The following is a 22,950-nucleotide window of genomic DNA, read 5'->3' as shown; positions in this document are numbered from 1 at the left end:
TTGCGTTGATTTGCTCAACGCATTTACTGCATCAGTTATCACGGAGGATACATGACATACAGGGTCAGCAACTTCATCAACGGCCAGCCGCAGGAGAGTCGCAGCGAGCGCCAGGGGGCCATCTTCAATCCCGCCTGCGGCAAGCAGCAGGGGAGCGTCGGGCTTTCCAGCGCCGCCGAGTGTCAGGAAGCGATCGCCATCGCCGAGCGCGCCTTTGCCGACTGGTCGCAAACCCCGCCGCTGGTGCGGGCCCGGGTCTTTTTCCGCTTCAAGGAGTTGATGGAGCAGCACAGAGACGAGCTGGCCCAGCTCATCAGCCGCGAGCATGGCAAGGTCTTCTCTGATGCGCAGGGTGAGTTGACCCGCGGGCTGGAGGTGGTGGAGTTTGCCTGCGGCATTCCCCATCTGCTCAAGGGGGAGCACTCCCTCAACGTCGGCCGTGGGGTAGACAGCTACTCCATGATGCAGCCAGTAGGAGTCTGCGCCGGTATTACCCCGTTCAACTTCCCGGCCATGGTGCCGCTCTGGATGTTCCCGGTCGCCATCGCCTGCGGCAATACCTTTATTCTCAAACCCTCCGAGAAGGATCCCTCCCTCTCGTTGCGGATGGCCGAGCTGCTCAAGGAGGCCGGTCTGCCTGACGGCGTGCTCAACGTGGTGAACGGTGACAAGGAGGTGGTTGATGTGCTGCTGACCGACCCGCGAGTAGGGGCCGTGTCGTTTGTCGGCTCCACCCCCATCGCCCAGTACATCTATGCCACCGCCTCGGCCCACGGCAAGCGAGTGCAGGCGCTGGGCGGCGCCAAGAACCACATGGTGGTGATGCCGGATGCGGACCTCGATCAGGCGGTCTCAGCCCTGATGGGGGCCGCTTATGGGGCGGCGGGTGAGCGCTGCATGGCGATCTCGGTAGCCGTGGTAGTGGGTGACGAGACCGCCGATGCGCTGGTGGCCAAGCTGACGCCGCTGGTGGAACAGCTGCGGGTGGGCCCGGGGCTGGGCCAGAGCCCGGAGAACGAGATGGGGCCGCTCATCAGCAAGGAGCATCTGGCCAAGGTGCGCGGCTACGTTGATCAGGGGGTGGCCGAAGGGGCTGTGCTGCGGGTCGATGGCCGCACCCTGAGCCACGACGAGGGTTACTTTATCGGGGGCTGCCTGTTTGACGAGGTGACCCCCGAGATGCGCATCTACCGCGAGGAGATCTTCGGCCCTGTGCTCTCCATCGTGCGGGTGCCGGACTACGAGACGGCGCTGCGCCTCATCAACGAGCACGAGTACGGCAACGGCACCGCCATCTTTACCTGTGACGGCGACACCGCGCGGGACTTCACGGCGCGGGTGCAGGTCGGTATGGTAGGGGTGAACGTTCCCATTCCGGTGCCGATGGCGTTTCACAGCTTTGGCGGCTGGAAGCGCTCCATCTTCGGACCGCTCAACATGCACGGGCCGGACGGGGTTCGCTTTTATACCCGGATGAAGACGGTGACGGCGCGCTGGCCCCAGAGCCTGCGCAGTGGTGCCGAGTTCTCCATGCCGACCATGAAGTGACGCGCTGGCGCGTGCTCATGGCCTAACCTCTTGCCCCCGCCGGTCGATGATTGGCGGGGGCGAACTCTGTAAAGGAACAACAGATGCGATTGGGAATTCTCGATTGTGACCGGCTCGATCCCGATCTGGCTGATCGTTTTGGCCCCGTTTACTCCGAGATGTTTATCAGGGGCTTTGCGGCCCTGGCCCCCGAACTGGAATTTCGGGTCTGGTCGGCTCTCGATGGGGAGCTGCCGGAGGATCTGCACGAGTGCGATGCCTGGCTTATCACAGGTTCGCGCCACGATGCTTACAGCGATATCCCCTGGATTCAGGCACTGCGGGCGTGGATCCGTCAGGCGCACGATGCCGACGTCAAGCTGGCCGGTGTCTGCTTCGGTCATCAGGTGATCGCCCAGGCACTGGGTGGCGAGGTGGTGAAGTCCACCAAGGGATGGGGGCTGGGAGTGTCGGTGCATCCCATGCTGGCAGATGAGCCCTGGATGGCGCCAGCGCGGGATCAGATCCGCATTCTGGCCAGTCATCAGGATCAGGTGGCCCTGCTGCCGCCGGGGGCGACCCGACTGGCGGGCAACGATTTTTGTCCCAACTTTATGTTTTTGCAGGGGGATCACATCGTCGCCATTCAGGGGCATCCGGAGTTCTCGGTGGAGTACAACCGGGCGCTGATCGAACGGCGCCGTGGCCTGTTGCCCGACGAGCGCTACCAGAGCAGTCTCTCCTCGCTGGAGGGAGAGGTGGATTCGGCGACCATGATGCAGTGGCTGCTGCAGTTTCTGGGGATCCTGCCGCTGCGGGCTGGCGCGGCCTGAGCCCGGTTTGTCAGCCACCCCTTCGGATGCTAGATTTTGTAGCAAAATGAAGGATCAAGCGCTGAGATGTCGGGATCGGATGGTACACTGGCCGCCCATGTGGCGGCCTGTTTGTCTGGCTTGATTGCCGTCCCGGCCTGAGCCAAACCTGTCTGAGCCAAACCAGTGTGAGAGTGTGACGCCTTGAAACTACAGCAATTGAAGTACTTGATCGCGATCCGGGACCACAACCTCAATGTGTCCGTGGCTTCCGATGCGCTCTTCACCAGTCAGCCGGGGGTCAGCAAACAGATTGGCCTGCTGGAGAGCGAGCTGGGGGTGCGGATTTTCGAGCGCCGTGGCAAGCACTTGCACCGCATCACCCCGGTGGGGGAAGAGATCATCAAGTGTGCCGAGGCGATGCTCAATATCGAGAGCAAGATCAAGGCGATCTCCCGCGAGTATCTGGACCCGACCGTGGGCACCCTCAATATTCACACCACCCACACCATCGCCCGCTACCTGCTGCCCAAGTCGGTCACCTACTTCACCAAGAAGTATCCCAAGATCTCGTTCCACCTCCATCCGGTGATGTCGGCGAGCAAGGAGCAGATCAGCAAGGGTTACTCCGATTTCTCCATTGTTGCCCACGAGATTGGCTTCGACAAGGAGCTGATTGCGCTGCCCGCCTACCTCTGGACCCTCTCGCTGGTGGTGCCGCAGGATCACCCACTGGCCAAGGTGAAGAAGCCGACCCTGGAGCAGCTCTGCCACTACCCGATCCTCAGCTACGAGAGTGGCGCCACTGGCCGTCAGGTGCAGGACGAGGTGTTTCAGGCGGCGGGGCTGACCCCGAGTTACTACATGACGGTGATGGACGCCGGGGTGATCAAGCGCTACGTGGAGCTGGGCTTTGGCATCGGCATCATCTCCTCGCTGGTGGCCAACGACACCGACAGCCCCGGGCTGGTCTCCATCAATCTGGAGCACCTGTTCAAACCCTGTCCGGCGCAGATCTGTTTCAGCAAGAGCATCCTGCTGCAGAACTACATGTATGACTTCATCAGCTCCTTCTCGCCCCACCTCACCAAAGAGGTGATCCAGAGCGTGATGCAGCAGCCGAGTCAGGCGCGCATCGACGAGCTGCTGGCCGGGGTGGAACTGCCCATCTATTGATCCCGATCGGATTCCCGATCGCTGCCGGTTGTCTCTTCTGTCAGGCTGGGCTCTACTCGGGGTTCAGCCTGTCTCTTTTGGGCTATCTCCATCGTCCGAGGTCTCTATGTCCCGCATTCTGCTGCTTGCCAATCTCAACTGTGATCATGTGCTCTCCCTCTCCGAACCGCTGGTGGCGGGGGCCCGGCTGCAATATGTGGATCAGGGGCGCAGACTCGGCGGCGGCGCGGCCAACACCGGCATCGGGCTTGTGTGGGCAGGTCACGAGGTGATCATTGCCTCCCGCATCGGGCTGGACGAGACCGGCGACTGGCTGCTGGAGCAGGCGGCCGGTTACGGGCTGGATTGCAGCCATGTGGAGCGCTTTGGCGGCGAGACCGGCGAGCTGCTGATCCTGGTGGACTCCACCGGCGAGCGCACCATACTGCGCCGCCCGCGGCGTCCCGACCTGCCCGGCGATCTGCCGCTGGATGGGGTGGATTGCCTCTATGTGAACTATCCCGGCACCGCCATCATCAGTTACATGCGCCAGATGCTCGGCAAGAGCTTCGTTGTGGCCCAGTATCCCAAGGGCGGCCAAGCGCGCCGTCCCTGCCATGTGCTGGTGGCCTCCCGCTCCGATCTCGGCGAGGTGAGCGACCCTTGGCAACATGCCCGCCAGCTGGCGGGGGAGCAGCTCGAATGGCTGGTGTTGACCGAAGGCAAGGCGGGCGCCGTGGCCATCCACGGCGATGAGCAGATCCGGGTCGCCGCCCGGCCCGTCTCGGTGGTCGATACCACGGGGGCGGGGGATGCCTTCGCTGGCGGATTGATCCATGGTCTGGCGCGGGGCATGGCGATCAAGGATGCACTACAGTGCGCGGTGGACTGGGGGGCGTTTGCCGTCGCCTCCGAGAGTTCCATTCCCTCGGTCGCGCTGAAAAATTGGCTGAAACAGCCCCACTGAACCACCTTGCTGGCGGTTGATTCAGGGGCGGTTCGCGGGCCATATGGCTGCTGGTCGAAGGGGCTTGGTGAAGGGGACTATTCGGGAGATTTACCCGCCATAAAGCGGGTAAACGCCGGGCTAACCCGGCAAGTTTGCGATCAATCAAAGAAAGTGTCGATTTATGTGCATCTTCATCGACACCCGGTTGTGCTGCTCTTAACCTGTCACTCCGCAACTCAGATTAAGAGACAGGCCCCCCTCTGGTGCACCAATGGCAAACAGAGGCAAACCGGTTGTCTCCTGCCTCTTAGCTCAATGTTGTCGTCCTGATTCCTGGCTTGTAGTAAGAGGCAAGTGCGACCATGCAACTGACACGATTTACCGACTACGCCCTGCGTACCCTGACCTTCCTCGCGGTTCAGCCGGGGGATCGTCTGTCGACCATTACCGAAGTGGCCGATACCTTTGGCATCTCTCGCAACCACGTGGTCAAAATTGTGCACCAGCTTGGCATCAAGGGGTACATAGAAACGGTACGCGGCAAGCATGGCGGCATCCGTCTCGGTCGCTCTGCGGTCTCCATCAACCTGCGGGATGTGGTGATGGACATGGAGCATGTGCTCTGTCCGGTCGATTGCAAGCGCGAGAACTGCCGTCTCTCCGGCGGCTGCCGCATTCAGGGCATTCTGCGCCGCGCCATGCACGCCTTCCTCGAAGTGCTGGGCGAGTACACACTGGCTGATGCGGTGCGCGATCCCAACCGTCTCTGCCACCTGCTGGGTATCGAGCAAGAGACTATTGTGACCATGGCCTGACGGGGGCGGCATAACGAACAAGATGTGAAAGGGGCCTGATGGCCCCTTTTGCTTTTGTACGCAGGTGGTTTTTAACGACTGCCCGGCTGGCGGATCAGGGTGATGGCGCCGTGCAGGCAGGCGAGGCCACAGGCACCGCAGCCATTGCAGGCATCCATATTGACGTTGATGCCGTCGGCGGTGGCCTTGATCGCCTGTTGTGGGCAGGCATCTTCACAGAGCAGGCAGTAGAAGCCCTGCCGTGCCTGACAGCTCTCCTCGATCTGCACCCGGGTCTGCACCTGACGACCCAGTTGCAGGTCTAGGGCGCCGGTGGGACAGGCTCTGGCGCAGCTGCCGCAGTAGCTGCACTGGCCGCAGGCGAGATCGAGCACCGGGGTGCCGGCGATGGGGCTCCCCTCGTACTCCTCCTGGGTGGCCGGTTTGAGCAGACCGCGCGGGCAGGCCTTGAAACACTCGCCACAACGGGTGCAGAGGGAGAGGTACTGGGACTCCTCGATGGCCCATGGCGGGCGCGCTTCATGGCAAACCACGGCGGGCTTACGGGAAGCTTGCCAACCTTGTGTCAGCCAACGGAGGAAATAGTGAGTCATGCTCGCCCCTGATACCTATTAGGGGTTAATTTTATCGAAGTTTCGGGAAGCAGGCCAGAGAATAGCGGCCGTCAGGATCGCAAGCGCAGTTGCCCTTGTGTAAGCTAGGCGGGTCTTTTTACGTGGTTGAATGAAAACATATGTGGCTATTTCTCTGGCGTGCGTCCCTGCTCTATGTCTTTCCCCTGCTGATGTGGGCCTACTGCCGCATCAAGGATATCGAGTTCGCCGAGCTCGATACCGGCGTCAACACCCACAAGTGGGTGGTGCTGGCCGCCTACCTTATCTACGTGGTGCTCTGGATCCTGGTTAACCGCTATCTCGAACTCTTCCTGCGTCAGCGGAGCCGCAAATGATCGACCCCGGGCTCTGGGGGATCTTGCTGCCCGCCGCAGTGCTGGCCCTCGGGCTTGGCTGGCTGATCGGACGACGGGCCGCCACGGCGCAGGCTCAGGAGCTGATGCTGGCGCAGGAGCGTTATCAGGTGCTGCAGGATCGCTTCGACGAGTTGCAGGATGAGCGGATGCAGGGCCAGCAGAAGCTTGATCAGCAACAGACCCTGCTGATCAAGCTCACCGCCCGCCTCAAGGATGCGGAGGCGACCCTGCGCAGCGAGCGGCTGGCCGCCGCCGAGAAGCTGCAACTGCAACAGGAGGCGGAGCAGCGCCTCAGCCAACAGTTCGAGAACCTTGCCAACCGGATCTTCGAGCAAAACTCCGGCAACTTCCGCGAACTGAACCAGAACAGCCTCGATCTGCTGCTCACACCGCTCAAAGAACAGCTCGAGGGCTTTCGCCGTCAGGTGGGTGAGACCCACGCTCAAGAGACGGCCCAGCGCCACAGCCTCAAGTTCGAACTGGAGCGTCTCGCCGAGCTCAACGCCCGCATGACCGAGGAGGCGGCGGCGCTGACCCGCGCCCTCAAGGGTGACAGCAAGCAGCAGGGCAACTGGGGTGAAGTGGTGCTGGCGCGGATCCTCAGCGAGTGCGGCCTGCGCGAGGGCCACGAGTACCACACCCAGGTCAATATCGAGGTGGAGAAGGGCAAGCGCTACCAGCCCGACGTGATTGTCCACCTGCCGCAGGAGAAGGACATCATCATCGACGCCAAGGTGTCGCTGACCGCCTACGAGCGCTGGTACAACGCCGATGACGAGCTGGAGAAGTCTGTTGCGCTGAAAGAGCATGTCGCCTCGGTGCGCAATCATATCCGCGAGCTGGGTCGCAAGGATTACCAGCAGTTGCCCGGGGTGCGTACCCTCGACTATGTGCTGATGTTTGTGGCGGTGGAGCCCGCTTTCCTCACTGCCATGGAATCCGATCCCTCGCTGGTGCGTTACGGCCTCGACAACAACATCCTGCTGGTGAGCCCCACCAACCTGATGGTGGCGCTGCGCACCATCGAGAATCTGTGGCGCTACGAGCGGCAGAACCAGAATGCCCGCCAGATTGCCGAGCGGGCCGGTCGTCTCTACGAAAAGCTGCGGCTGTTTGTCGAGGAGATGCAGCAGATGGGCGGCAGCCTGCACAAGGCGCAGGAGAGCTACGACAAGGCGATGGGACGGCTGGTCAACGGCCGTGGCAACCTGATTGCCCAGGTCGAGCGTTTCCGCGAGCTGGGGGTGGAGGTGACCAAGAGTCTGCCCGAGCCGCTGGTGGAGCGGGCGCTGGAGCGCGACAAGGAGCGGGAGTAGTTTTTCCCCTGTACCGCCATCAGCCAAGGCCCAAACCCGGTTTGGGCCTTTTGCTATCTGTCAGCTGGCCAAGTGCTTACCCATTATCAGAAATCCGCAAAGCAAACGGCCCACCGAAGTGGGCCGTTTTTATTTGCAGTGCCGGTGTGGATCAGCGGCTGGCAGCGCGGGCGCTCAGCTCTGCCTTCTCGCTATCGCTCAGGAAGGCCAGGGTCAGGCCATTCTGCTGGGCGGTGCGGATCTCGCTCGCCGTCATGCCAGCGGCCGGAGCGGCCACCTCATATTCGTGGGGCAGGTCGATCCCTTCCACCGCCGGGTCATCGGTGTTGAGGCAGGCCTGCACGCCGGCGGCCAGGAACTGGCGGATCGGGTGTTCGGTCAGGCTCGCCACCGTGGTGGTCTGGACGTTGGAGGTGAGGCAGGATTCGATGCCGATGCGGTGCTCGGCCAGATAGGCCATCAGGGCAGGGTCCTGAATCGCTTTGACGCCGTGGCCGATACGCTCGGCGCCCAGCTCGCGAATGGCCTGCCACATGCTCTCGGGGCCAGCGGCTTCACCAGCGTGTACGGTGACGCGCATGCCTGCATCGCGCACCTTGCGGAAGTGGTCGACAAAGAGTTCGCCCGGGAAGCCCAGCTCGTCACCGGCCAGATCGATGGCGACCAGCTTGTCGCGGTGGGCCAGACAGGCGGCCAGCTCCTGATTGCACTGCTCGGTGCCGAAGGTGCGGCTCATGATGCCGATCAGGTTGGTCTTGATGCCGAAGTCGCGGCTGCCCGCGGCCACACCGTCGATGATGGCTTCCACCACACCCTGCGGGTGCAGCTTGTGGGCCATCGCCATATAGGCCGGACTGAAACGCAGTTCGGCATAGTCGATACCGGCGCGCAGCAGATCTTCCACGTTCTCGTAGGCGACCCGGCGGCAGGCGTCGTAGTCTGCCAGCACGGCCACACCCCAGTCCAGTTTCTTCAGGAAGGCAACCAGACTCGGCTCGTTCTCGACGATCTGTACGTGGGGACGCAGCGCTTCCAGCTCGAAGGCGGGCAGCGGGATATTGTGTTGGCGACCCAGCTCGAGGATGGTTTGCGGGCGGATGTTGCCGTCCAGATGGCGGTGCAGGTCGGTCAGGGGGAGAGATCTGTCAATCATGGGGGCGCCCTCGTCGAGTCAGGTTTGAAAGCCTGCCATTCTAGGCGGGGCTTTCAAAAAAGATACCCCGTTTATGGTTAAACGGGGTTCTGGCGGGCGGTGATTTGTCAGGGCGTGATGGGAATCGTTTTTCCCCGGGACTCAGGAGAGATCGAGTTCCTTCAGCTTGCGGGTGAGGGTGTTGCGACCCCAACCGAGCAGGCGCGCCGCCTCCTGCTTGTGGCCGTGGGTATGTTCCAGCGCCGTCTCCAGCATGATCCGTTCGAACTGGGGCATGGCATCGGCCAGGATGTCTGTCTCACCCAGCGCCAATTTGCTAGCCACCCACTCCTGCAACTGCTGCTGCCAGCAGCCGGGCAACGCCGGTTGGCCCGGTTCGGCGTTGTGGGTGATGGGGGTGAGCAGCTCGGCAGGCAGGTCGCCGACCAGCACTTCTTGCCCCGAAGCCATCACGGTAAGCCAGCGGCAGACGTTCTCCAGCTGGCGCACGTTGCCCGGCCAGGGCAGGCGGCTGAGATAGGCCTGGGTATCGGGGTGCAGGCTCTTGGCCTCGACGTTCAGCTCTTTGGCTGCGCGCAGCAGGAAGTGACGGGCCAGTTGGGGGATATCCTCACGGCGCTCCTTGAGGGCAGGAATATGGATGCGAATGACGTTGAGGCGGTGAAACAGATCCTCGCGAAACTCGCCATCGGCGACCCGCTTTTCCAGATTCTGGTGGGTGGCGGCGATGATCCGCACATCCACCTGCACCGGCTGGTGGCCGCCGACCCGATAGAACTGGCCATCGGCCAAGACCCGCAGCAGCCGGGTCTGCACATCCAGCGGCATGTCGCCGATCTCGTCGAGAAACAGGGTGCCGCCGTCGGCCTGCTCGAAGCGGCCGTGGCGGATGTTGTTGGCGCCGGTGAAAGCTCCCTTCTCGTGACCGAACAGCTCCGATTCGATGAGATCTTTGGGGATGGCTGCCATGTTGAGGGCGATGAAGTTTTTGTGGGCGCGCGGGCTGTGCTTGTGCAGGGCATGGGCGACCAGCTCCTTGCCGGTGCCGCTCTGGCCGTTGATCAGTACCGAGATGCTGGAGCGTGACAGGCGACCGATGGCGCGAAACACCTCCTGCATCGCCGGCGCCTCACCGATGATCTCCGGGGTGGCGGTGGCCTCTTGCTGGCGAGACTTGCGCTTGGTGCGCTGCTCTTTGAGGTGATTCTCGGCGCGGCGTACCAGGGTCACCGCTTCGTCGATGTCGAATGGTTTGGGCAGGTACTCGAAGGCACCGCGCTGGTAGGCGTTGACCGCGCTGTCGAGATCCGAATGGGCGGTCATGATGATGATGGGCAGATCGGCCTGACGGCGGTGGATCTGCTCCAGCAGGCTCAAACCATCGATGCCCGGCATCCGGATATCGGAGAGGATCACATCGGGTGAGCGCAGCTCAAGGGCGTGCAGCAGAGCTTCGCCATCGGCAAAGCTCTCGCAGTTGAAGCCTTCGCTGCCGAGAGTGCGCTCCAGCACCCAGCGGATAGAACTGTCGTCATCGACGATCCACACTTTGGCGGTCATGGGGTTCCCTTACTTGCGAAGCGGTAGAAAAATGGTGAATTCGGTGTGACCCGGCCAGCTGATGCAGTCAATCCGCCCCTTGTGCTGGTCGATCAGGTTCTGGGCGATAGAGAGGCCGAGCCCGGTTCCCCCCTCCTTGCCGGTGATCATGGGATAGAACAGGGTGTCGCGAATGGCATCGGGAATGCCGGGGCCGTTGTCGATGATCTTGATCTCCGCTGCCAGCCGGTAACGCTGGCCGTGGATGGTGATCTGGAACGCGGTGCGGGTCTTGATACGGATAAGCCCGGTTTGATCGCCGAGCGCTTCGGCGGCATTGCGCACTATGTTGAGAAACGCCTGCTGCAGCTGATCCGGCTCCATCTCGAATTCGGGGATGCTGGGATCGTAATCCCGCTCGATGCGAACAGAGGGAGGGAGTTCGAGCTCCACCAGTCGGCGTACCTGCTCCAGCACCGAATGGACATTGTGCATCTGGTGACGGCCGGGGCGCTGGGGGCCGAGCAGTCGATCGACCAGAACCCGCAGTCGGTCAGCCTGTTCGATGATGATGCCGGTATATTCGCGCAGGGCCGGATCCGGCAGCTCTTTTTGCAGCAGCTGCGCCGCGCCGCGCAGGCCGCCGAGGGGATTCTTGATTTCGTGGGCCAGCCCGCGCACCAGCTCCTTGGCCGCCAGCTGCTGGGCATGTTGTTGCTGTTCCTGACTGATCTTCTTCTGCTGGTCGATCTTGCGCAGCTCCACCACCAGCAGACGCTGTTCGTGGTCGGCCATCGGGGTAGCGCTCAGCTCCACCAGTCGCGGTTCTCCTTCCACCACCAGTGTCACTTCGCTGTCGGTAAAGCCTTGCCCTGAAACGAGGCAATGTTTCAGTCGTTGCAGGTCGAGGGAGATATGTTCCAGCAGATGGGGCAGTTCGATGCCGATCAGCCTGCGTTCACTGAGGGAGAGCAGCTGTTCAGCCGCCGGGTTGACGAACTGGATGCAGAGCCGCTCATCCATCAGGATCACGGCGGTCAGCAAATTATCCAAGAGTGTTTTGGCGTTGTCCGAGCGGGTTGGCACAGGTTTCTCCCTAAAACGGTGCTATACACCTGTTATGCACCGATATGGTGCATAGAGTTTACCCGCATCGGTGCGCTATATCACCCCTAGTCGGCTTTGGGGGTGGGTTTGGGAGCCGGCGTCACGCTCGTTCTATGCAGGTAAAAGGTGACTGCACTGGATTTAGCAAGGATCGTACCGTCTTTAGCGAGCAGCTCGAGCTGAGCCTCGTGGGCGCCGCGATCGACGTTTTCGACGCGGACAGAGAGGCTGTTGCTGACGATGGGGGCGGCTTTGCCATCCAGGGTCAGGCGCACATCATACTGGGTCGGAGGTTTGGGGCTGATGGTGCCCTGAAAGACGATGTTGCCTGTGTTGTCGCGCAGGGTGCTGCCCTGTTCCGGGGAGAGCAGTTCGATGGTCAGCTTGGCCGCCTCTTTCTCTTTCTTGGCATCGGCGCCGGTCAGGCTGTTGAAGTTATCCACCTGTACCGATCTGGGCGCGCTGCTGCCCAGCAGCGGGGCGACCCGCAGATCGACCTCTTTGGCGTTTTTGCCGGGTGGTGGCGCATCCGAGTAGTGGGTGATGCCATTGCCATCGACCCAGGAGTAGACCTTGGCCGCGTCCGCACCGAACGAGGTCAGCAACAGGAGGCTGAGCACCCCTATGCCATGCTTGTTGTTCATCCATCTCTCCTTGACGGTATTTTGCTTAATCCTATCAGAGAAAAAACCCGCCAGATGGCGGGTTTTGTCACGATTAAGCAAGCTGACCAGATTTAAACGGCCAGTCTGCTGAGACTTAGACGGAGTAGTACAGTTCGAACTCCAGCGGGTGCGGGGTCATGCGCACGCGGTCAACATCCTGCTGTTTCAGTTCCAGATAGGAGTTGATGAAGTCATCGCTGAACACGCCTCCACGGGTCAGGAACTCGCGGTCAGCATCCAGAGCAGCCAGGGCTTCGTCCAGAGAACCGGCAACGGTCGGCACTTCTGCGGCTTCTTCCGGCGGCAGGTCATACAAGTTCTTGTCCATGGCATCGCCCGGATGGATCTTGTTGATGATACCGTCCAGGCCGGCCATCAGCTGGGCTGCGAAGGCCAGGTACGGGTTGGCAGCCGGATCCGGGAAGCGCACTTCGATACGACGGGCTTTCGGGCTCGGTACCACCGGGATACGGATGGAGGCAGAGCGGTTGCGGGCAGAGTAGGCCAGCATGACCGGTGCTTCATAACCCGGAACCAGACGCTTGTAGGAGTTAGTGGTCGGGTTGGCGAAGGCGTTGATGGCCTTGGCGTGCTTGATGATACCGCCGATGTAGTGCAGCGCCATCTCGGACAGACCGCCATACAGGTCACCAGCGAACAGGTTGACGCCGTTCTTGGCCAGAGACTGGTGGCAGTGCATGCCGGAGCCGTTGTCACCGAACATGGGTTTCGGCATGAAGGTCACGGTCTTGTTGTAGGCGTGGGCCACGTTGTGGATCACGTACTTCAGTACCTGCACTTCGTCAGCTTTCAGCGTAAGAGTGTTGAAGCGGGTAGCGATTTCGTTCTGACCGGCAGTGGCCACTTCGTGGTGGTGAGCTTCAACGACCTGGCCCATCTCTTCCAGCACCAGACACATGGCGGCGCGGATATCCTGGGAGGAGTCGACCGGTGCAACCGGGAAGTAACCGCCTTTCACGAACGGACGGTGACCCTTGTTGCCATGCTCATAGGCAGTGCCGGAGTTCCATGCGGCTTCTTCAGATTCGATTTTCACGAAGCTGTGGCCCATGGTGTTGGAGAAGGTGATGTTGTCGAACATGAAGAATTCCGGCTCCGGCCCGAACAGCACGGTGTCAGCGATGCCGCTGGACTTCAGGAAATCTTCTGCACGCTTGGCGATGGAGCGCGGATCGCGGTCATAGCCCTGCATGGTGGCAGGCTCCAGCACGTCACAAACGATGTTCAGGGTGGTCTCTTCGGTGAACGGATCCAGCTTGGCGGAGGCTGCGTCCGGCATCAGTACCATGTCGGATTCGTTGATGCCCTTCCAGCCGCCGATGGAGGAACCATCGAACATCTTGCCGTCTTCGAAGAAATCTTCATCAACCTGGTGAGCAGGGATGGATACATGCTGCTCTTTACCCTTGGTGTCGGTAAAGCGCAGATCAACAAACTTGACTTCGTGTTCCTGGATCAGGGCCAAAACGTTCTGGGCTGACATGCTAAGTAACCTCCGGTGTTAAAACTCTCTGGGTGAATGCGTCGTCGTATTCACATAAGCCAGTATCGTGCCAAGTTTGTGACAGCTTGATTTCAGGGCAATCTCGCAGAAGAGGCTCCCCAAAATCAGGCGATCTCGACTCGCGTTGCATCAATTTAGTGCGATGGTGGATCGTTTTGGTGCACTGTAATGGTGCGCGAAATACGGTCACTGCCCATCTAAGCAGGGTTTGTCAGAGAGGTCTATGATCCAGATCTGTTGTTATGCGCGAATGTACTGCAATTCTGCTAGGCAGATCACAAAGGCAAGAGTACAATTAGCGCCCAATTTTACCCGGTGATTGAGGCGAGAATGTTAGAGAATTTACGCAATATTGCGATTATTGCGCACGTTGACCACGGCAAAACGACTCTGGTTGATAAGCTGCTGCAGCAGTCCGGCACCCTGGACCGCTCCACGGAAGGCCAGGAACGGATCATGGACTCCAATGATCTGGAACGGGAACGTGGCATCACCATTCTCGCCAAGAACACTGCGATCCGCTGGAATGACTACCGCATCAACATCGTTGATACCCCGGGTCACGCCGACTTCGGTGGTGAAGTAGAGCGCGTATTGTCCATGGTTGACTCCGTGCTGCTGCTGGTTGACGCCGTAGACGGCCCGATGCCGCAAACCCGTTTCGTGACCCAGAAGGCGTTCGCTCAGGGTCTGAAGCCGATCGTGGTCATCAACAAGGTTGACCGTCCGGGTGCTCGTCCTGACTGGGTAATGGATCAGGTATTCGACCTGTTCGACAACCTGGGTGCGACTGACGAACAGCTGGATTTCAAAGTTGTTTACGCCTCTGCACTGAACGGTTGGGCCACCATGGATCAGGACGTCGAGTCCGAAAACATGGAGCCGCTGTTCCAGGCTATCGTTGACAACGTTGAAGCGCCGAAGGCTGATGCCGAAGGTGGTTTCCAGATGCAGATCTCCCAGCTGGACTACAACTCCTACGTGGGCGTTATCGGTATCGGCCGTATCACTCGTGGTCGCGTCAAGACCAACCAGCAAGTCACCATCGTTGGTGCCGACGGCAAGACCCGTAACGGTAAAGTCGGTCAGGTGCTGGGTTACCTGGGTCTGTCCCGTACTGAAGTTACCGACGCGCAAGCGGGTGACATCATCGCTATCACCGGTCTGGGCGAGCTGAAAATCTCCGACACCATCTGTGATAACGGTGCCGTTGAAGCCCTGCCGCCGCTCTCCGTTGACGAGCCGACCGTGAACATGACCTTCCAGGTCAACACCTCACCGTTCGCCGGTAAAGAGGGCAAGTTCGTGACCTCCCGTAACATTCTGGAGCGTCTGAACCAGGAGCTGGTCCACAACGTGGCCCTGCGCGTGGAAGAGACTGATGATCCGGACAAATTCCGTGTATCCGGTCGTGGTGAGCTGCACCTCTCCATCCTGATCGAGAACATGCGTCGCGAAGGTTACGAACTGGCTGTGTCCCGTCCGGAAGTAATCCTGCGTACCGTTGATGGCGTTTTGCAAGAACCGTTCGAAACCGTAACTGTGGACGTTGAAGAAGCGCACCAGGGTTCCGTGATGGAGCAACTGGGTCTGCGTAAAGGCGAAATGACCAACATGACTCCGGATGGTAAGGGTCGTGTCCGTCTGGACTTCATGATCCCGAGCCGTGGCCTGATCGGTTTCCAGACCGAGTTCATGACCATGACCTCAGGTACCGGTCTGCTGTACCACACCTTCGACCACTACGGTCCGCACAAGGGTGGCAGCATCGGCGAGCGTCAGAACGGCGTGCTGATCTCCAACGCAACCGGTAAGGCTCTGACCTACGCCCTGTTCGGTCTGCAAGACCGCGGTCGTCTGTTCATCGGTCACGCGACCGAAGTGTACGAAGGCCAGGTGATCGGTATTCACTCCCGTTCCAACGACCTGACTGTTAACTGCCTGAAAGGCAAACAGCTGACCAACATGCGTGCCTCCGGTACCGACGAAGCTCAGGTTCTGACTCCGCCGATCCGCATGACTCTGGAACAGGCTCTCGAGTTCATCGACAACGATGAACTGGTAGAAGTGACTCCGAAGAACATCCGTATCCGTAAGAAGCTGCTGACCGAGCTGGATCGCAAGCGCTCTGGCCGTGGTTAATCCCATGTGCTGAGTCTCGGTAGCCCTCGCGGCCGCTGACGGTTCACTGATAAACGGACCCAAACCTCTGGTTTGGGTCCGTTTTTTTATGCTTGTGATCCGCTCTGGTCATCCTGGTGAGGTTGTTCAGGCGATCAGCAATGGATGATGAGTGGGCTGATAAGCGGTGAGCGAAAGTCGTGAGAATGCTTGAGATAAAAAAGCCGCAGCGGGTGAACGCTGCGGCTTTTTGCTGGCTTGCAGTGAGGGATTACTGGCGCCAGAAGGAGGGGAAGAAGAGCACGGCGACCGTCAGGATCTCCAGTCGTCCCAGCAGCATGCCGAATGACAGCAGCCATTTGGCCGATTCCGGCAGGCTGGCAAAGTTGGTGCTGGGGCCGACCACTGGGCCCATGCCCGGGCCGACGTTGGCAACGGCGGTGATGGAGCTGGATATGGCCGTCAGAGGGTCAAGCCCGATGGCGCCCAACAGTGCAGCTATCACCAGAATGATGGCGAAGTAGGCCAGTACGAATGAGATCATCGAGCGGATGATGGCGTCATTGACCGTCCGGCCGTTGTACTTCTGGGGGAATACGGCAGAGGGGTGCATCAGCTGGCGCATCTGCTTTCTGAACAGGGCAAACGCCACTTGTACCCGGAAGATTTTGAGGCCGCCCGCAGTGGAGCCTGAGCAGGCCCCCAGAGCCAGCAGCACGATGAAGACGATGCTGGCGAGCGGCCCCCAGGTGCCGAAGTCACCAAGGCCGTAGCCGGTGGTGGTGAGCACCGAGACGATGTTGAAGCAGCTGATGCGCAGGGCATCCCAGAAGCCGAACAGGTCTCTTTCCCACAGATAGAAGGTCATGATGACGGTGACCCACACCACCAGCCAGAAGAAGCCGCGCACCTGGGCATCCTTGAACAGGCTGTTGTCCCTGTGGTTGAGGCTCTGCACATAGAGCAGGAAGGGCAGGCCGCCGAGGAACATGAACAGGGTGCCAATCCAGTGGGCCGAGTTGGAGAAGTGGGACATGGATTGATCGGAGGTGGAGTAGCCGCCGGTACTGAGAGTGGTCATGGCGTGGTTGATCGCCTCGAACATGTTCATGCCGCTGGCCCAGTAGGCCATGAAGCAGAGCATGGAGAGCACCAGATAGACCACGACGATGTTGTTGGCGACTGTCTTGGCACGCGGGGCGCTTTTGTCCGACCAGTCCGAGCTCTCGGTCTGGAACAGCTTCATACCGCCGACGTTGAGGTAGGGCAGCACGGCTACCGCCATCACGATAAAGCCGACCCCGCCCAGCCACTGCAGGATGGAACGCCACAACAGGATGCTGTGGGCCATGTTGTCGAGGCCGGAGAGCACGGTGGAGCCCGTGGTGGTCACCCCCGACATGGTCTCGAAGTAGGCGTCGGTGAAGTTGATGTGGGTGATGAAAACAAAAGGCAGGGCGCCGAAGGCGCAGGCTACCACCCAGACCGAGGTGGTGAGCAGGAACATCTCCCGCACCCCCAGATGAAACTCCGCCTTGCGACCATAGTGGAGGCAGAGCAGGGCGGCGCCGTGAGTGATCAGCACGGACTTGAGAAACTCGACAAATCCCTCTGACCCGGTGAGCAGTGCCAGCAAGGTGGGCAGCCACATGAAGAGCGCCAGCTTGGAGAGCACCAGCCCGAGGGTGAAGATAATGGGACGCAGCTTGATCATGTTCGATAACCTGGTCGTTGATTAACAAAAGACCCGGACCATCCCCTTGGGGGAGCTGAGCCGGGTCTGGTTTGACAGCCTGTGCGCATGAAGACGTTACAGGAAGAAGGGGCTTGGCTGGAATAGCCGCTCCACTTCCGGGATGTACTTCTTGTCCACCAGGAACATGACCACGTGGTCATCCTGCTGGATCTTGGTGCGATCGTGGGCGATCAGCACCTCATCCCCGCGCACCACGGCCCCGATGGTGGTGCCCGGCGGCAGCTTGAGCTCGCCCACCGTCTTGCCGACCACCTTGGAGGTGTTCTCATCGCCGTGGGCAATCGCCTCGATCGCCTCGGCCGCGCCGCGGCGCAGGCTGTAGACGTTGGCGATATCGGCCCGGCGCACGTGGGTCAACAGCGCCGAAATGGTGGCCTGCTGCGGCGAGATGGCGATATCGATGGAGCCACCCTGCACCAGATCGACGTAGGCGCCGCGCTGGATCAGCACCATGGTCTTCTTGGCGCCCATCTTCTTGGCGAGCAGCGCCGACATGATGTTGGCCTCATCCTCGTTGGTCACGGCGATGAAGACGTCGATCTGGTCGATATGCTCCTCGGCCAGTAGTTCCTGATCCGCCGCATCGCCGCAGAAGACGATGGTGTTCTCCAGCAGTTCGGAGAGCTGCTCCGCCCGCTTCTGGTTGCGCTCGATGAGCTTGACGCTGTAGCGCTTCTCCAGCTGGCGGGCGAGACCAGCGCCGATGTTGCCACCACCGACGATCATGATGCGGCGGTAGGGGCTCTCTAGGCGCTGCAGCTCAGACATCACGGCACGGATATGGCCCGCGGCAGCGACGAAGAAGACCTCGTCATCCGCTTCGATGATGGTGGTGCCTTGCGGACGGATCGGGCGGCCCTGACGGAAGATGGCCGCTACCCGAGTTTCGATGTTGGGCATGTGCTCGCGCAGGGTGGAGAGGGCATTACCCACCAGCGGGCCACCGTAGTAGGCCTTGACCGCCACCAGACCAACGCGGCCACCTGCAAAATCAACTACTTGCAGGGCACCCGGGTATTCGATCAGGCGACGTACATAGTCGGTCACCAGCTGCTCCGGTGCGATCAGGTGATCCACCGGCACCGATTCCGGCAGGAACAGGCGATCCCGCTCGGTCAGATAGGCTGGTGAACGGATCCGCGCCACCTTGTTCGGGGTATTGAACAGGGAGTAGGCCACCTGACAGGCGATCATGTTGGTCTCGTCACTGTTGGTGACGGCGACCAGCATGTCGGCATCCTGAGCCCCCGCTTCGCGCAGCACCTTGGGGTGAGCGCCGTGACCGTTGACTACCCGCAGGTCAAACTTGTCCTGCAGTTCGCGCAGGCGCTCGCTGTCGGTGTCGACGATGGTGATGTCGTTGTTCTCCCCGGCCAGGTTCTCGGCCAGGGTGCCGCCGACCTGGCCGGCTCCCAAAATGATGATTTTCATAGGGAACGTCTACTCACGTTGAGGCTGTAAAGGGGAGCGCCAGAACGGAGCTGGCGGCTCTCCCGAATGAGGTTTGTCATGTCCGGCTCAGAGCTTGACCAGTTTGGCGTAGTAGAAGCCATCCATTTCGGCTTCACCCGGCAGGAACTGGCGACCCGGGCAGTCCGGGGTGTCCTGTTCGTGCAACGGTACCAATTTGGCATCTTTGGTCGCGGCAAGGAAGGCGCGGATCTGTTCGCGGTTCTCTTCCGGCAGGACGGAGCAGGTAGCGTAGAGCAGGGTGCCGCCGCTTTTCAGCTTGCCCCAGAGGGCATTGAGAATGCGGCGCTGCAGCTCGGCCAGCTCACGAATGTCCTGATCACGGCGCAGCCACTTGATGTCTGGGTGGCGGCGGATGACGCCGGTGGCGGAGCAGGGGGCATCCAGCAGGATGCGGTCGAACTGGCCCTCCGGCCACCACTGTTCCGGCGCCGCCGCATCGCCGTGGATCACCTTGGCGGTGAGGCCGATGCGGTCCAGGTTCTCCTGCACCCGCTTGAGGCGGTTTTCATCGGCATCGACGGCAACCACGCCAGCCAGCTTGGGTTGCCGCTCTAGCAGGTGGGCAGTCTTGCCACCGGGGGCCGCGCAGGCATCCAGCACCCACTCGCCCGGTTGCGGGTCGAGCAGAGCTGCAGCTTGTTGTGCGGCACCATCCTGGACCGAGCAGTCACCCACTTCGAAGCCGGGCAGCTTGGTCACATCGCAAGGACGCTCCAGCAGGATGCAATCCTCGCCCTCTTCACCGGCCACGGCATTGATGCCGACTTCGGCCATGCGAGCCAGCATGGCATCGCGGCTCTGGCGCTGGCTGTTGTTGCGGATCCACATAGGGGGACGCTGGTTGTTCGCCTCCATGATGAATTCCCACTCATCGTGATAGGCCTGACGCAGGCGCTTGGTGAGCCACTCCGGATGACCGAGGCGAATGCTGGGAACGCGGTCGATACGCAGCAGAATGACTTCGGCGCTGCGCTGGAAGTTGCGCAACACGCCGTTGATGAGGCCACGCAGGGAGGTACCCTTGAGCAGTTTGACGGCGTTGACGGTCTCGGCCACCGCGGCGTGAGCCGGAATGCGGGTGTAGATGAGCTGATAGAGACCGACCAGGATGAGGTAGTGGAAAATGCGGCTCTTGTTCTTGAGCGGCTTGTCCATCATCTCGTTGACTGCCGCATCGAGGCGGGGCAGCCAGCGCAGGGTGCCGTAGCAGAGTTCTTGCAGGAGAGCGCGATCGCGAGGTGCAACCTTCTCCTGGGCAGCAGGCAGAACAGCGGAGAGGGATTGACCCTGATCCAGCACCTGTTGAATAACGAGAGCGGCCTGTGCACGTGTTTTCATAGAGTTACCTTAGATGCGCAAGTCGGGGCCTGGGCCCCGCTTGTGTCAATTCAATCCAGTTCAATTCAATTGCGTGCCGGGTTCAAACCAGTCGCGGCGAGAGTTGAGCAGATCCGAAACGGACATCGCCTTCTTGCCGGGCGGTTGCAGGGTCAGCAGGCGCAGTACCCCTTTGCCGGTCGCGATATCGATCCCCTGCTTGTCGGCCTTGAGCAGGGTGCCGGCGGGTTGGTCGTGGTCGCTGTCAATGACGGCGGCTTGCCATACCTTGACGGTCTGGTCAGCCACTTCAAACCAGCTGATGGGCCAGGGGTTGAACGAGCGGATGCAGCGTTCGATGGCAACAGCGTCCATCGACCAGTCGATGCGGGCCTCTTCCTTGGAGAGCTTTTCGGCGTAGTTGGCCAGCGCATCATCTTGCGCTTCGGCAGCGGTTTCACCGGCGGCCATGGCATTGATGGTGTCGACCAGTGCCTGCGGGCCCAGCTCGGCCAGCTTGTCATAGAGGCTGGCGGAGGTCTCGTCGGCGGCGATGGGGCAGCTTACCTTGCGGATCATGGCGCCGGTATCCAGTCCCACATCCATCTGCATGATGGTGACGCCGGTTTCGGCATCGCCCGCCCAGATAGAGCGCTGGATCGGTGCGGCACCGCGCCAGCGGGGCAGCAGGGAGCCATGGACGTTGATGCAGCCCAGCCGCGGGGTATCGAGTACCACCTTGGGCAGGATCAGACCATAGGCCACCACCACCATCAGGTCGGCACCCAGTGCAGCAAGCTCGGCTTGCGCCTCTTCCTTGCGCAGAGAGGCAGGTTGGTAAACCGGCAGGTTGTGGGCCAGTGCCAGCTCTTTGACCGGGCTGGCGGTGAGCTTCTGGCCACGGCCAGCGGGCTTGTCAGGCTGGGTATAAACGGCAACAACCTCGTGGTCGGAAGACAACAACGCCGCCAGGTGACGGGCGGCGAAGTCGGGAGTACCGGCAAAAATCAGTTTCAGCTTATTCAATGGGCAGATCCTCAGAGGACTTTGCGATCTTCACGGGCCATCTTTTCCAGCTTCTGGCGAATGCGCTGGCGCTTGAGCGGGGACAAGTAATCCACAAACAGCTTGCCGACCAGATGATCCATCTCATGCTGGATGCAGATGGCGAGCAGATCATCGGCTTCCAGCTCGAACGGCTTGCCGTTGCGATCCAGGGCGCGGATTTTGATCTGTTCGGCGCGAGGCACCAGAGCACGGCTGCCGGGCACGGAGAGGCAACCCTCTTCAATGCCGGTGCTACCGCACTGCTCGATGACCTCCGGATTGATCAATACCAGAGGATCTTCACGGTTTTCAGAGACATCGATCACTATGATGCGCTGGTGAATGTCGACCTGAGTCGCGGCCAGGCCAATGCCTTCCTCCGCATACATGGTTTCGAACATATCATCTACAATCTGTTGTAACTCGGGTGTAAAGGTCTCGACAGGGGCTGCAATGGTGCGCAGGCGCTCATCGGGAAAACGCAATACATCTAGAATGGCCATAGTTTTTTCTTTAGTTTCGTATAAATGCAGTCAATATTGGCGTAATTCTAGTCATTTACGCCGACAAAAAACAGCAACACTTTGCGTACAGAAGTAACAGGGAGTGTTATGTATCTGAAGCAAACCATCCTCGCCTGCCTGCTGGTGACCGTGAGTCAGGCAGCACTGGCCGATCAGCTCAGGCTGAAAGCGGGTTACCCCGAAAGCTATGTAGTGCAAAAAGGCGACACCCTGTGGGATATCTCCGGCAAGTATCTTTCCGAACCCTGGCTCTGGCCCCGTCTCTGGAACATCAATCCGCAGATTGCCAATCCTCACTGGATCTACCCCGGTGATGTATTGCATCTGAGCTGGGTCAATGGTGAACCCCGACTCGGCAAGGCGATGCAGGGTGGCAAGCAAGTCATCCGTCTCGGCCCGAAAACCCGTTACGAAAACAAAGCCAACCCCATTCCGACTCTGCCTATCAGCGAGATCGGCCCTTTCCTGCAAACCGATCATGTTCTGGCTGACAGCCAGCAGCAGAAAACCCTGCCCTATCTGCTGGGGTCGGATCAGAAACATATCGGCATGCTGGAGGGGGACACCCTCTATGTGCAGGGCTCCCTGACGCCGGGGCAGGTTTATGGCATTTATCACCCCGGAGTGGTCTACAAGGATCGCGAAACCGGTGAACTGCTGGGCCAGGAGGCGATCTTTGCCGGTGTGGTGCGGGCCGTGGCGCGTCTTGATGGCGATCGGACCGAGGTGACTCTGACTCATAACCAGCGCGAAGTGCTGCAGGGCGACAAGGTGATGCCGCTACCCGCTCAGGAGAACATGCCTGCCGTCTTCACACCGAAAGCGGCACCTGCCATCACGCCGGGCTATATCATCGATTTGCCGAACAAGACCCGGGGCGGTGGCAAGTTTGATGTGGTGCTGATCAACCGGGGTGGCCGCGATCAACTGGTCGCCGGGGATGTACTGGATGTCAGACGGCCCGGTGCTGCCCTGGTCACCAAGAATGGCGATGTGCAGTACAAGGAGCTCTCGTCGGTTTTTAACCGGGTGTTTTACAGCAGCAACAAGAAGGCACCACTGCCCTCTGAAGCGATTGCCCGCGTCATGTTGTTCAAGGTGTATGACAAGCTGAGTTACGGTCTCATCATGCAGAGTAACGACATGGTGAGTGCGGGCTATCAGGTCACTCACTTCTGA

The 22,950-nt window shown here is 60.5% G+C and carries 20 protein-coding genes; 9 read left to right on the top strand and 11 right to left on the bottom strand.

Annotated elements, in window-relative coordinates; translation table 11 throughout:
- The first annotated feature begins 51 nt into the window (after positions 1–51).
- From A9G06_RS13780 to A9G06_RS13760, 5 genes are all read left to right on the top strand, one after another.
- A complete protein-coding gene (locus A9G06_RS13780) occupies positions 52–1,548 on the top strand; it encodes a CoA-acylating methylmalonate-semialdehyde dehydrogenase (protein ID WP_069555594.1) in 1,497 nt (498 codons plus the stop codon).
- An 83-nt stretch (positions 1,549–1,631) separates the two neighbouring features.
- Positions 1,632–2,360, top strand: a complete 729-nt coding sequence (locus A9G06_RS13775; RefSeq protein ID WP_005357481.1) for a glutamine amidotransferase — start codon at positions 1,632–1,634, stop codon at positions 2,358–2,360.
- Between the two features lie 183 nt (positions 2,361–2,543).
- Positions 2,544–3,515, top strand: a complete 972-nt coding sequence (locus A9G06_RS13770; RefSeq protein WP_005339651.1) for a LysR substrate-binding domain-containing protein — start codon at positions 2,544–2,546, stop codon at positions 3,513–3,515.
- Between the two features lie 106 nt (positions 3,516–3,621).
- Positions 3,622–4,461: a PfkB family carbohydrate kinase gene (locus A9G06_RS13765; protein ID WP_069555593.1), complete on the top strand. Its 840-nt coding sequence runs from the start codon at positions 3,622–3,624 to the stop codon at positions 4,459–4,461.
- A 344-nt stretch (positions 4,462–4,805) separates the two neighbouring features.
- The gene (locus A9G06_RS13760; RefSeq protein WP_069555592.1) at positions 4,806–5,258 is read left to right on the top strand and encodes an Rrf2 family transcriptional regulator; all 453 of its coding nucleotides are present in this window, start codon (positions 4,806–4,808) and stop codon (positions 5,256–5,258) included.
- A 71-nt stretch (positions 5,259–5,329) separates the two neighbouring features.
- On the opposite strand, the gene A9G06_RS13755 is transcribed toward A9G06_RS13760, so the two are convergent.
- On the bottom strand, positions 5,330–5,851 hold the full coding sequence (locus A9G06_RS13755) for a ferredoxin-type protein NapF (protein WP_005339657.1): 522 nt from the start codon (positions 5,849–5,851) through the stop codon (positions 5,330–5,332).
- 140 nt (positions 5,852–5,991) lie between these two features.
- On the opposite strand from A9G06_RS13755, the gene A9G06_RS13750 reads away from it, so the two are divergent.
- A complete protein-coding gene (locus A9G06_RS13750) occupies positions 5,992–6,207 on the top strand; it encodes a hypothetical protein (RefSeq protein ID WP_005339659.1) in 216 nt (71 codons plus the stop codon).
- Entirely contained in the window at positions 6,204–7,544 is a 1,341-nt protein-coding gene (gene rmuC / locus A9G06_RS13745) for a DNA recombination protein RmuC (RefSeq protein WP_069555591.1), read from the top strand. The genes A9G06_RS13750 and rmuC overlap by 4 nt, the downstream gene beginning before the upstream one ends.
- A gap of 151 nt (positions 7,545–7,695) precedes the next feature.
- Here rmuC and add read toward each other — a convergent pair whose 3' ends face one another.
- The 5 genes from add to glnA form a co-directional block, all read right to left on the bottom strand.
- The gene (gene add / locus A9G06_RS13740; protein WP_069555590.1) at positions 7,696–8,697 is read right to left on the bottom strand and encodes an adenosine deaminase; all 1,002 of its coding nucleotides are present in this window, start codon (positions 8,695–8,697) and stop codon (positions 7,696–7,698) included.
- A gap of 141 nt (positions 8,698–8,838) precedes the next feature.
- Complete coding sequence (gene glnG / locus A9G06_RS13735) at positions 8,839–10,257, bottom strand: nitrogen regulation protein NR(I) (protein ID WP_069555589.1); 1,419 nt, start codon at positions 10,255–10,257, stop codon at positions 8,839–8,841.
- A gap of 9 nt (positions 10,258–10,266) precedes the next feature.
- Complete coding sequence (glnL, locus tag A9G06_RS13730) at positions 10,267–11,322, bottom strand: nitrogen regulation protein NR(II) (RefSeq protein ID WP_040070099.1); 1,056 nt, start codon at positions 11,320–11,322, stop codon at positions 10,267–10,269.
- Positions 11,323–11,408: 86 nt separating this feature from the next.
- A complete protein-coding gene (locus A9G06_RS13725; RefSeq protein ID WP_069555588.1) occupies positions 11,409–11,987 on the bottom strand; it encodes a DUF4124 domain-containing protein in 579 nt (192 codons plus the stop codon).
- 115 nt (positions 11,988–12,102) lie between these two features.
- The gene (gene glnA / locus A9G06_RS13720; RefSeq protein WP_005339672.1) at positions 12,103–13,512 is read right to left on the bottom strand and encodes a glutamate--ammonia ligase; all 1,410 of its coding nucleotides are present in this window, start codon (positions 13,510–13,512) and stop codon (positions 12,103–12,105) included.
- Between the two features lie 351 nt (positions 13,513–13,863).
- Between glnA and typA the strand changes: the two genes are divergently transcribed.
- The gene (typA, locus tag A9G06_RS13715) at positions 13,864–15,675 is read left to right on the top strand and encodes a translational GTPase TypA (protein ID WP_005339679.1); all 1,812 of its coding nucleotides are present in this window, start codon (positions 13,864–13,866) and stop codon (positions 15,673–15,675) included.
- Between the two features lie 250 nt (positions 15,676–15,925).
- On the opposite strand, the gene A9G06_RS13710 is transcribed toward typA, so the two are convergent.
- The 5 genes from A9G06_RS13710 to def form a co-directional block, all read right to left on the bottom strand.
- Positions 15,926–17,368, bottom strand: coding sequence for a TrkH family potassium uptake protein (locus A9G06_RS13710; protein WP_005341967.1), 1,443 nt, complete (start codon positions 17,366–17,368; stop codon positions 15,926–15,928).
- Between the two features lie 96 nt (positions 17,369–17,464).
- Positions 17,465–18,841 carry a Trk system potassium transporter TrkA gene (trkA, locus tag A9G06_RS13705; RefSeq protein WP_005339689.1) on the bottom strand — a complete coding sequence of 459 codons (1,377 nt, stop codon included), beginning with the start codon at positions 18,839–18,841 and terminating at the stop codon, positions 17,465–17,467.
- An 87-nt stretch (positions 18,842–18,928) separates the two neighbouring features.
- Entirely contained in the window at positions 18,929–20,221 is a 1,293-nt protein-coding gene (gene rsmB / locus A9G06_RS13700; protein ID WP_069555587.1) for a 16S rRNA (cytosine(967)-C(5))-methyltransferase RsmB, read from the bottom strand.
- A gap of 60 nt (positions 20,222–20,281) precedes the next feature.
- Complete coding sequence (fmt, locus tag A9G06_RS13695) at positions 20,282–21,226, bottom strand: methionyl-tRNA formyltransferase (RefSeq protein WP_069555586.1); 945 nt, start codon at positions 21,224–21,226, stop codon at positions 20,282–20,284.
- 11 nt (positions 21,227–21,237) lie between these two features.
- Entirely contained in the window at positions 21,238–21,750 is a 513-nt protein-coding gene (def, locus tag A9G06_RS13690) for a peptide deformylase (protein WP_069555585.1), read from the bottom strand.
- Between the two features lie 108 nt (positions 21,751–21,858).
- Here def and A9G06_RS13685 point away from each other — a divergent pair, with 108 nt between their 5' ends.
- Positions 21,859–22,950 carry a LysM peptidoglycan-binding domain-containing protein gene (locus tag A9G06_RS13685; protein WP_069555584.1) on the top strand — a complete coding sequence of 364 codons (1,092 nt, stop codon included), beginning with the start codon at positions 21,859–21,861 and terminating at the stop codon, positions 22,948–22,950.

This window comes from Aeromonas sp. DNP9 (assembly GCF_001728955.1).
Classification (GTDB): Bacteria; Pseudomonadota; Gammaproteobacteria; order Enterobacterales; family Aeromonadaceae; genus Aeromonas; species Aeromonas veronii.
This window is presented reverse-complemented; position numbering and strand designations above follow the sequence as displayed.

What these genes read in the sequence shown, in the direction of transcription:
- glnG (WP_069555589.1), bottom strand. Translation starts at nt 10,257, where the DNA reads ATGACCGCCAAAGTGTGGATCGTCGATGACGACAGTTCTATCCGCTGG.
- A9G06_RS13775 (WP_005357481.1), top strand. Translation starts at nt 1,632, where the DNA reads ATGCGATTGGGAATTCTCGATTGTGACCGGCTCGATCCCGATCTGGCT.
- typA (WP_005339679.1), top strand. Translation starts at nt 13,864, where the DNA reads ATGTTAGAGAATTTACGCAATATTGCGATTATTGCGCACGTTGACCAC.
- rsmB (WP_069555587.1), bottom strand. Translation starts at nt 20,221, where the DNA reads ATGAAAACACGTGCACAGGCCGCTCTCGTTATTCAACAGGTGCTGGAT.
- A9G06_RS13760 (WP_069555592.1), top strand. Translation starts at nt 4,806, where the DNA reads ATGCAACTGACACGATTTACCGACTACGCCCTGCGTACCCTGACCTTC.
- trkA (WP_005339689.1), bottom strand. Translation starts at nt 18,841, where the DNA reads ATGAAAATCATCATTTTGGGAGCCGGCCAGGTCGGCGGCACCCTGGCC.
- glnA (WP_005339672.1), bottom strand. Translation starts at nt 13,512, where the DNA reads ATGTCAGCCCAGAACGTTTTGGCCCTGATCCAGGAACACGAAGTCAAG.
- A9G06_RS13685 (WP_069555584.1), top strand. Translation starts at nt 21,859, where the DNA reads ATGTATCTGAAGCAAACCATCCTCGCCTGCCTGCTGGTGACCGTGAGT.
- A9G06_RS13750 (WP_005339659.1), top strand. Translation starts at nt 5,992, where the DNA reads ATGTGGCTATTTCTCTGGCGTGCGTCCCTGCTCTATGTCTTTCCCCTG.
- A9G06_RS13765 (WP_069555593.1), top strand. Translation starts at nt 3,622, where the DNA reads ATGTCCCGCATTCTGCTGCTTGCCAATCTCAACTGTGATCATGTGCTC.
- A9G06_RS13725 (WP_069555588.1), bottom strand. Translation starts at nt 11,987, where the DNA reads ATGAACAACAAGCATGGCATAGGGGTGCTCAGCCTCCTGTTGCTGACC.
- A9G06_RS13710 (WP_005341967.1), bottom strand. Translation starts at nt 17,368, where the DNA reads ATGATCAAGCTGCGTCCCATTATCTTCACCCTCGGGCTGGTGCTCTCC.
- add (WP_069555590.1), bottom strand. Translation starts at nt 8,697, where the DNA reads ATGATTGACAGATCTCTCCCCCTGACCGACCTGCACCGCCATCTGGAC.
- A9G06_RS13755 (WP_005339657.1), bottom strand. Translation starts at nt 5,851, where the DNA reads ATGACTCACTATTTCCTCCGTTGGCTGACACAAGGTTGGCAAGCTTCC.
- rmuC (WP_069555591.1), top strand. Translation starts at nt 6,204, where the DNA reads ATGATCGACCCCGGGCTCTGGGGGATCTTGCTGCCCGCCGCAGTGCTG.
- def (WP_069555585.1), bottom strand. Translation starts at nt 21,750, where the DNA reads ATGGCCATTCTAGATGTATTGCGTTTTCCCGATGAGCGCCTGCGCACC.
- A9G06_RS13780 (WP_069555594.1), top strand. Translation starts at nt 52, where the DNA reads ATGACATACAGGGTCAGCAACTTCATCAACGGCCAGCCGCAGGAGAGT.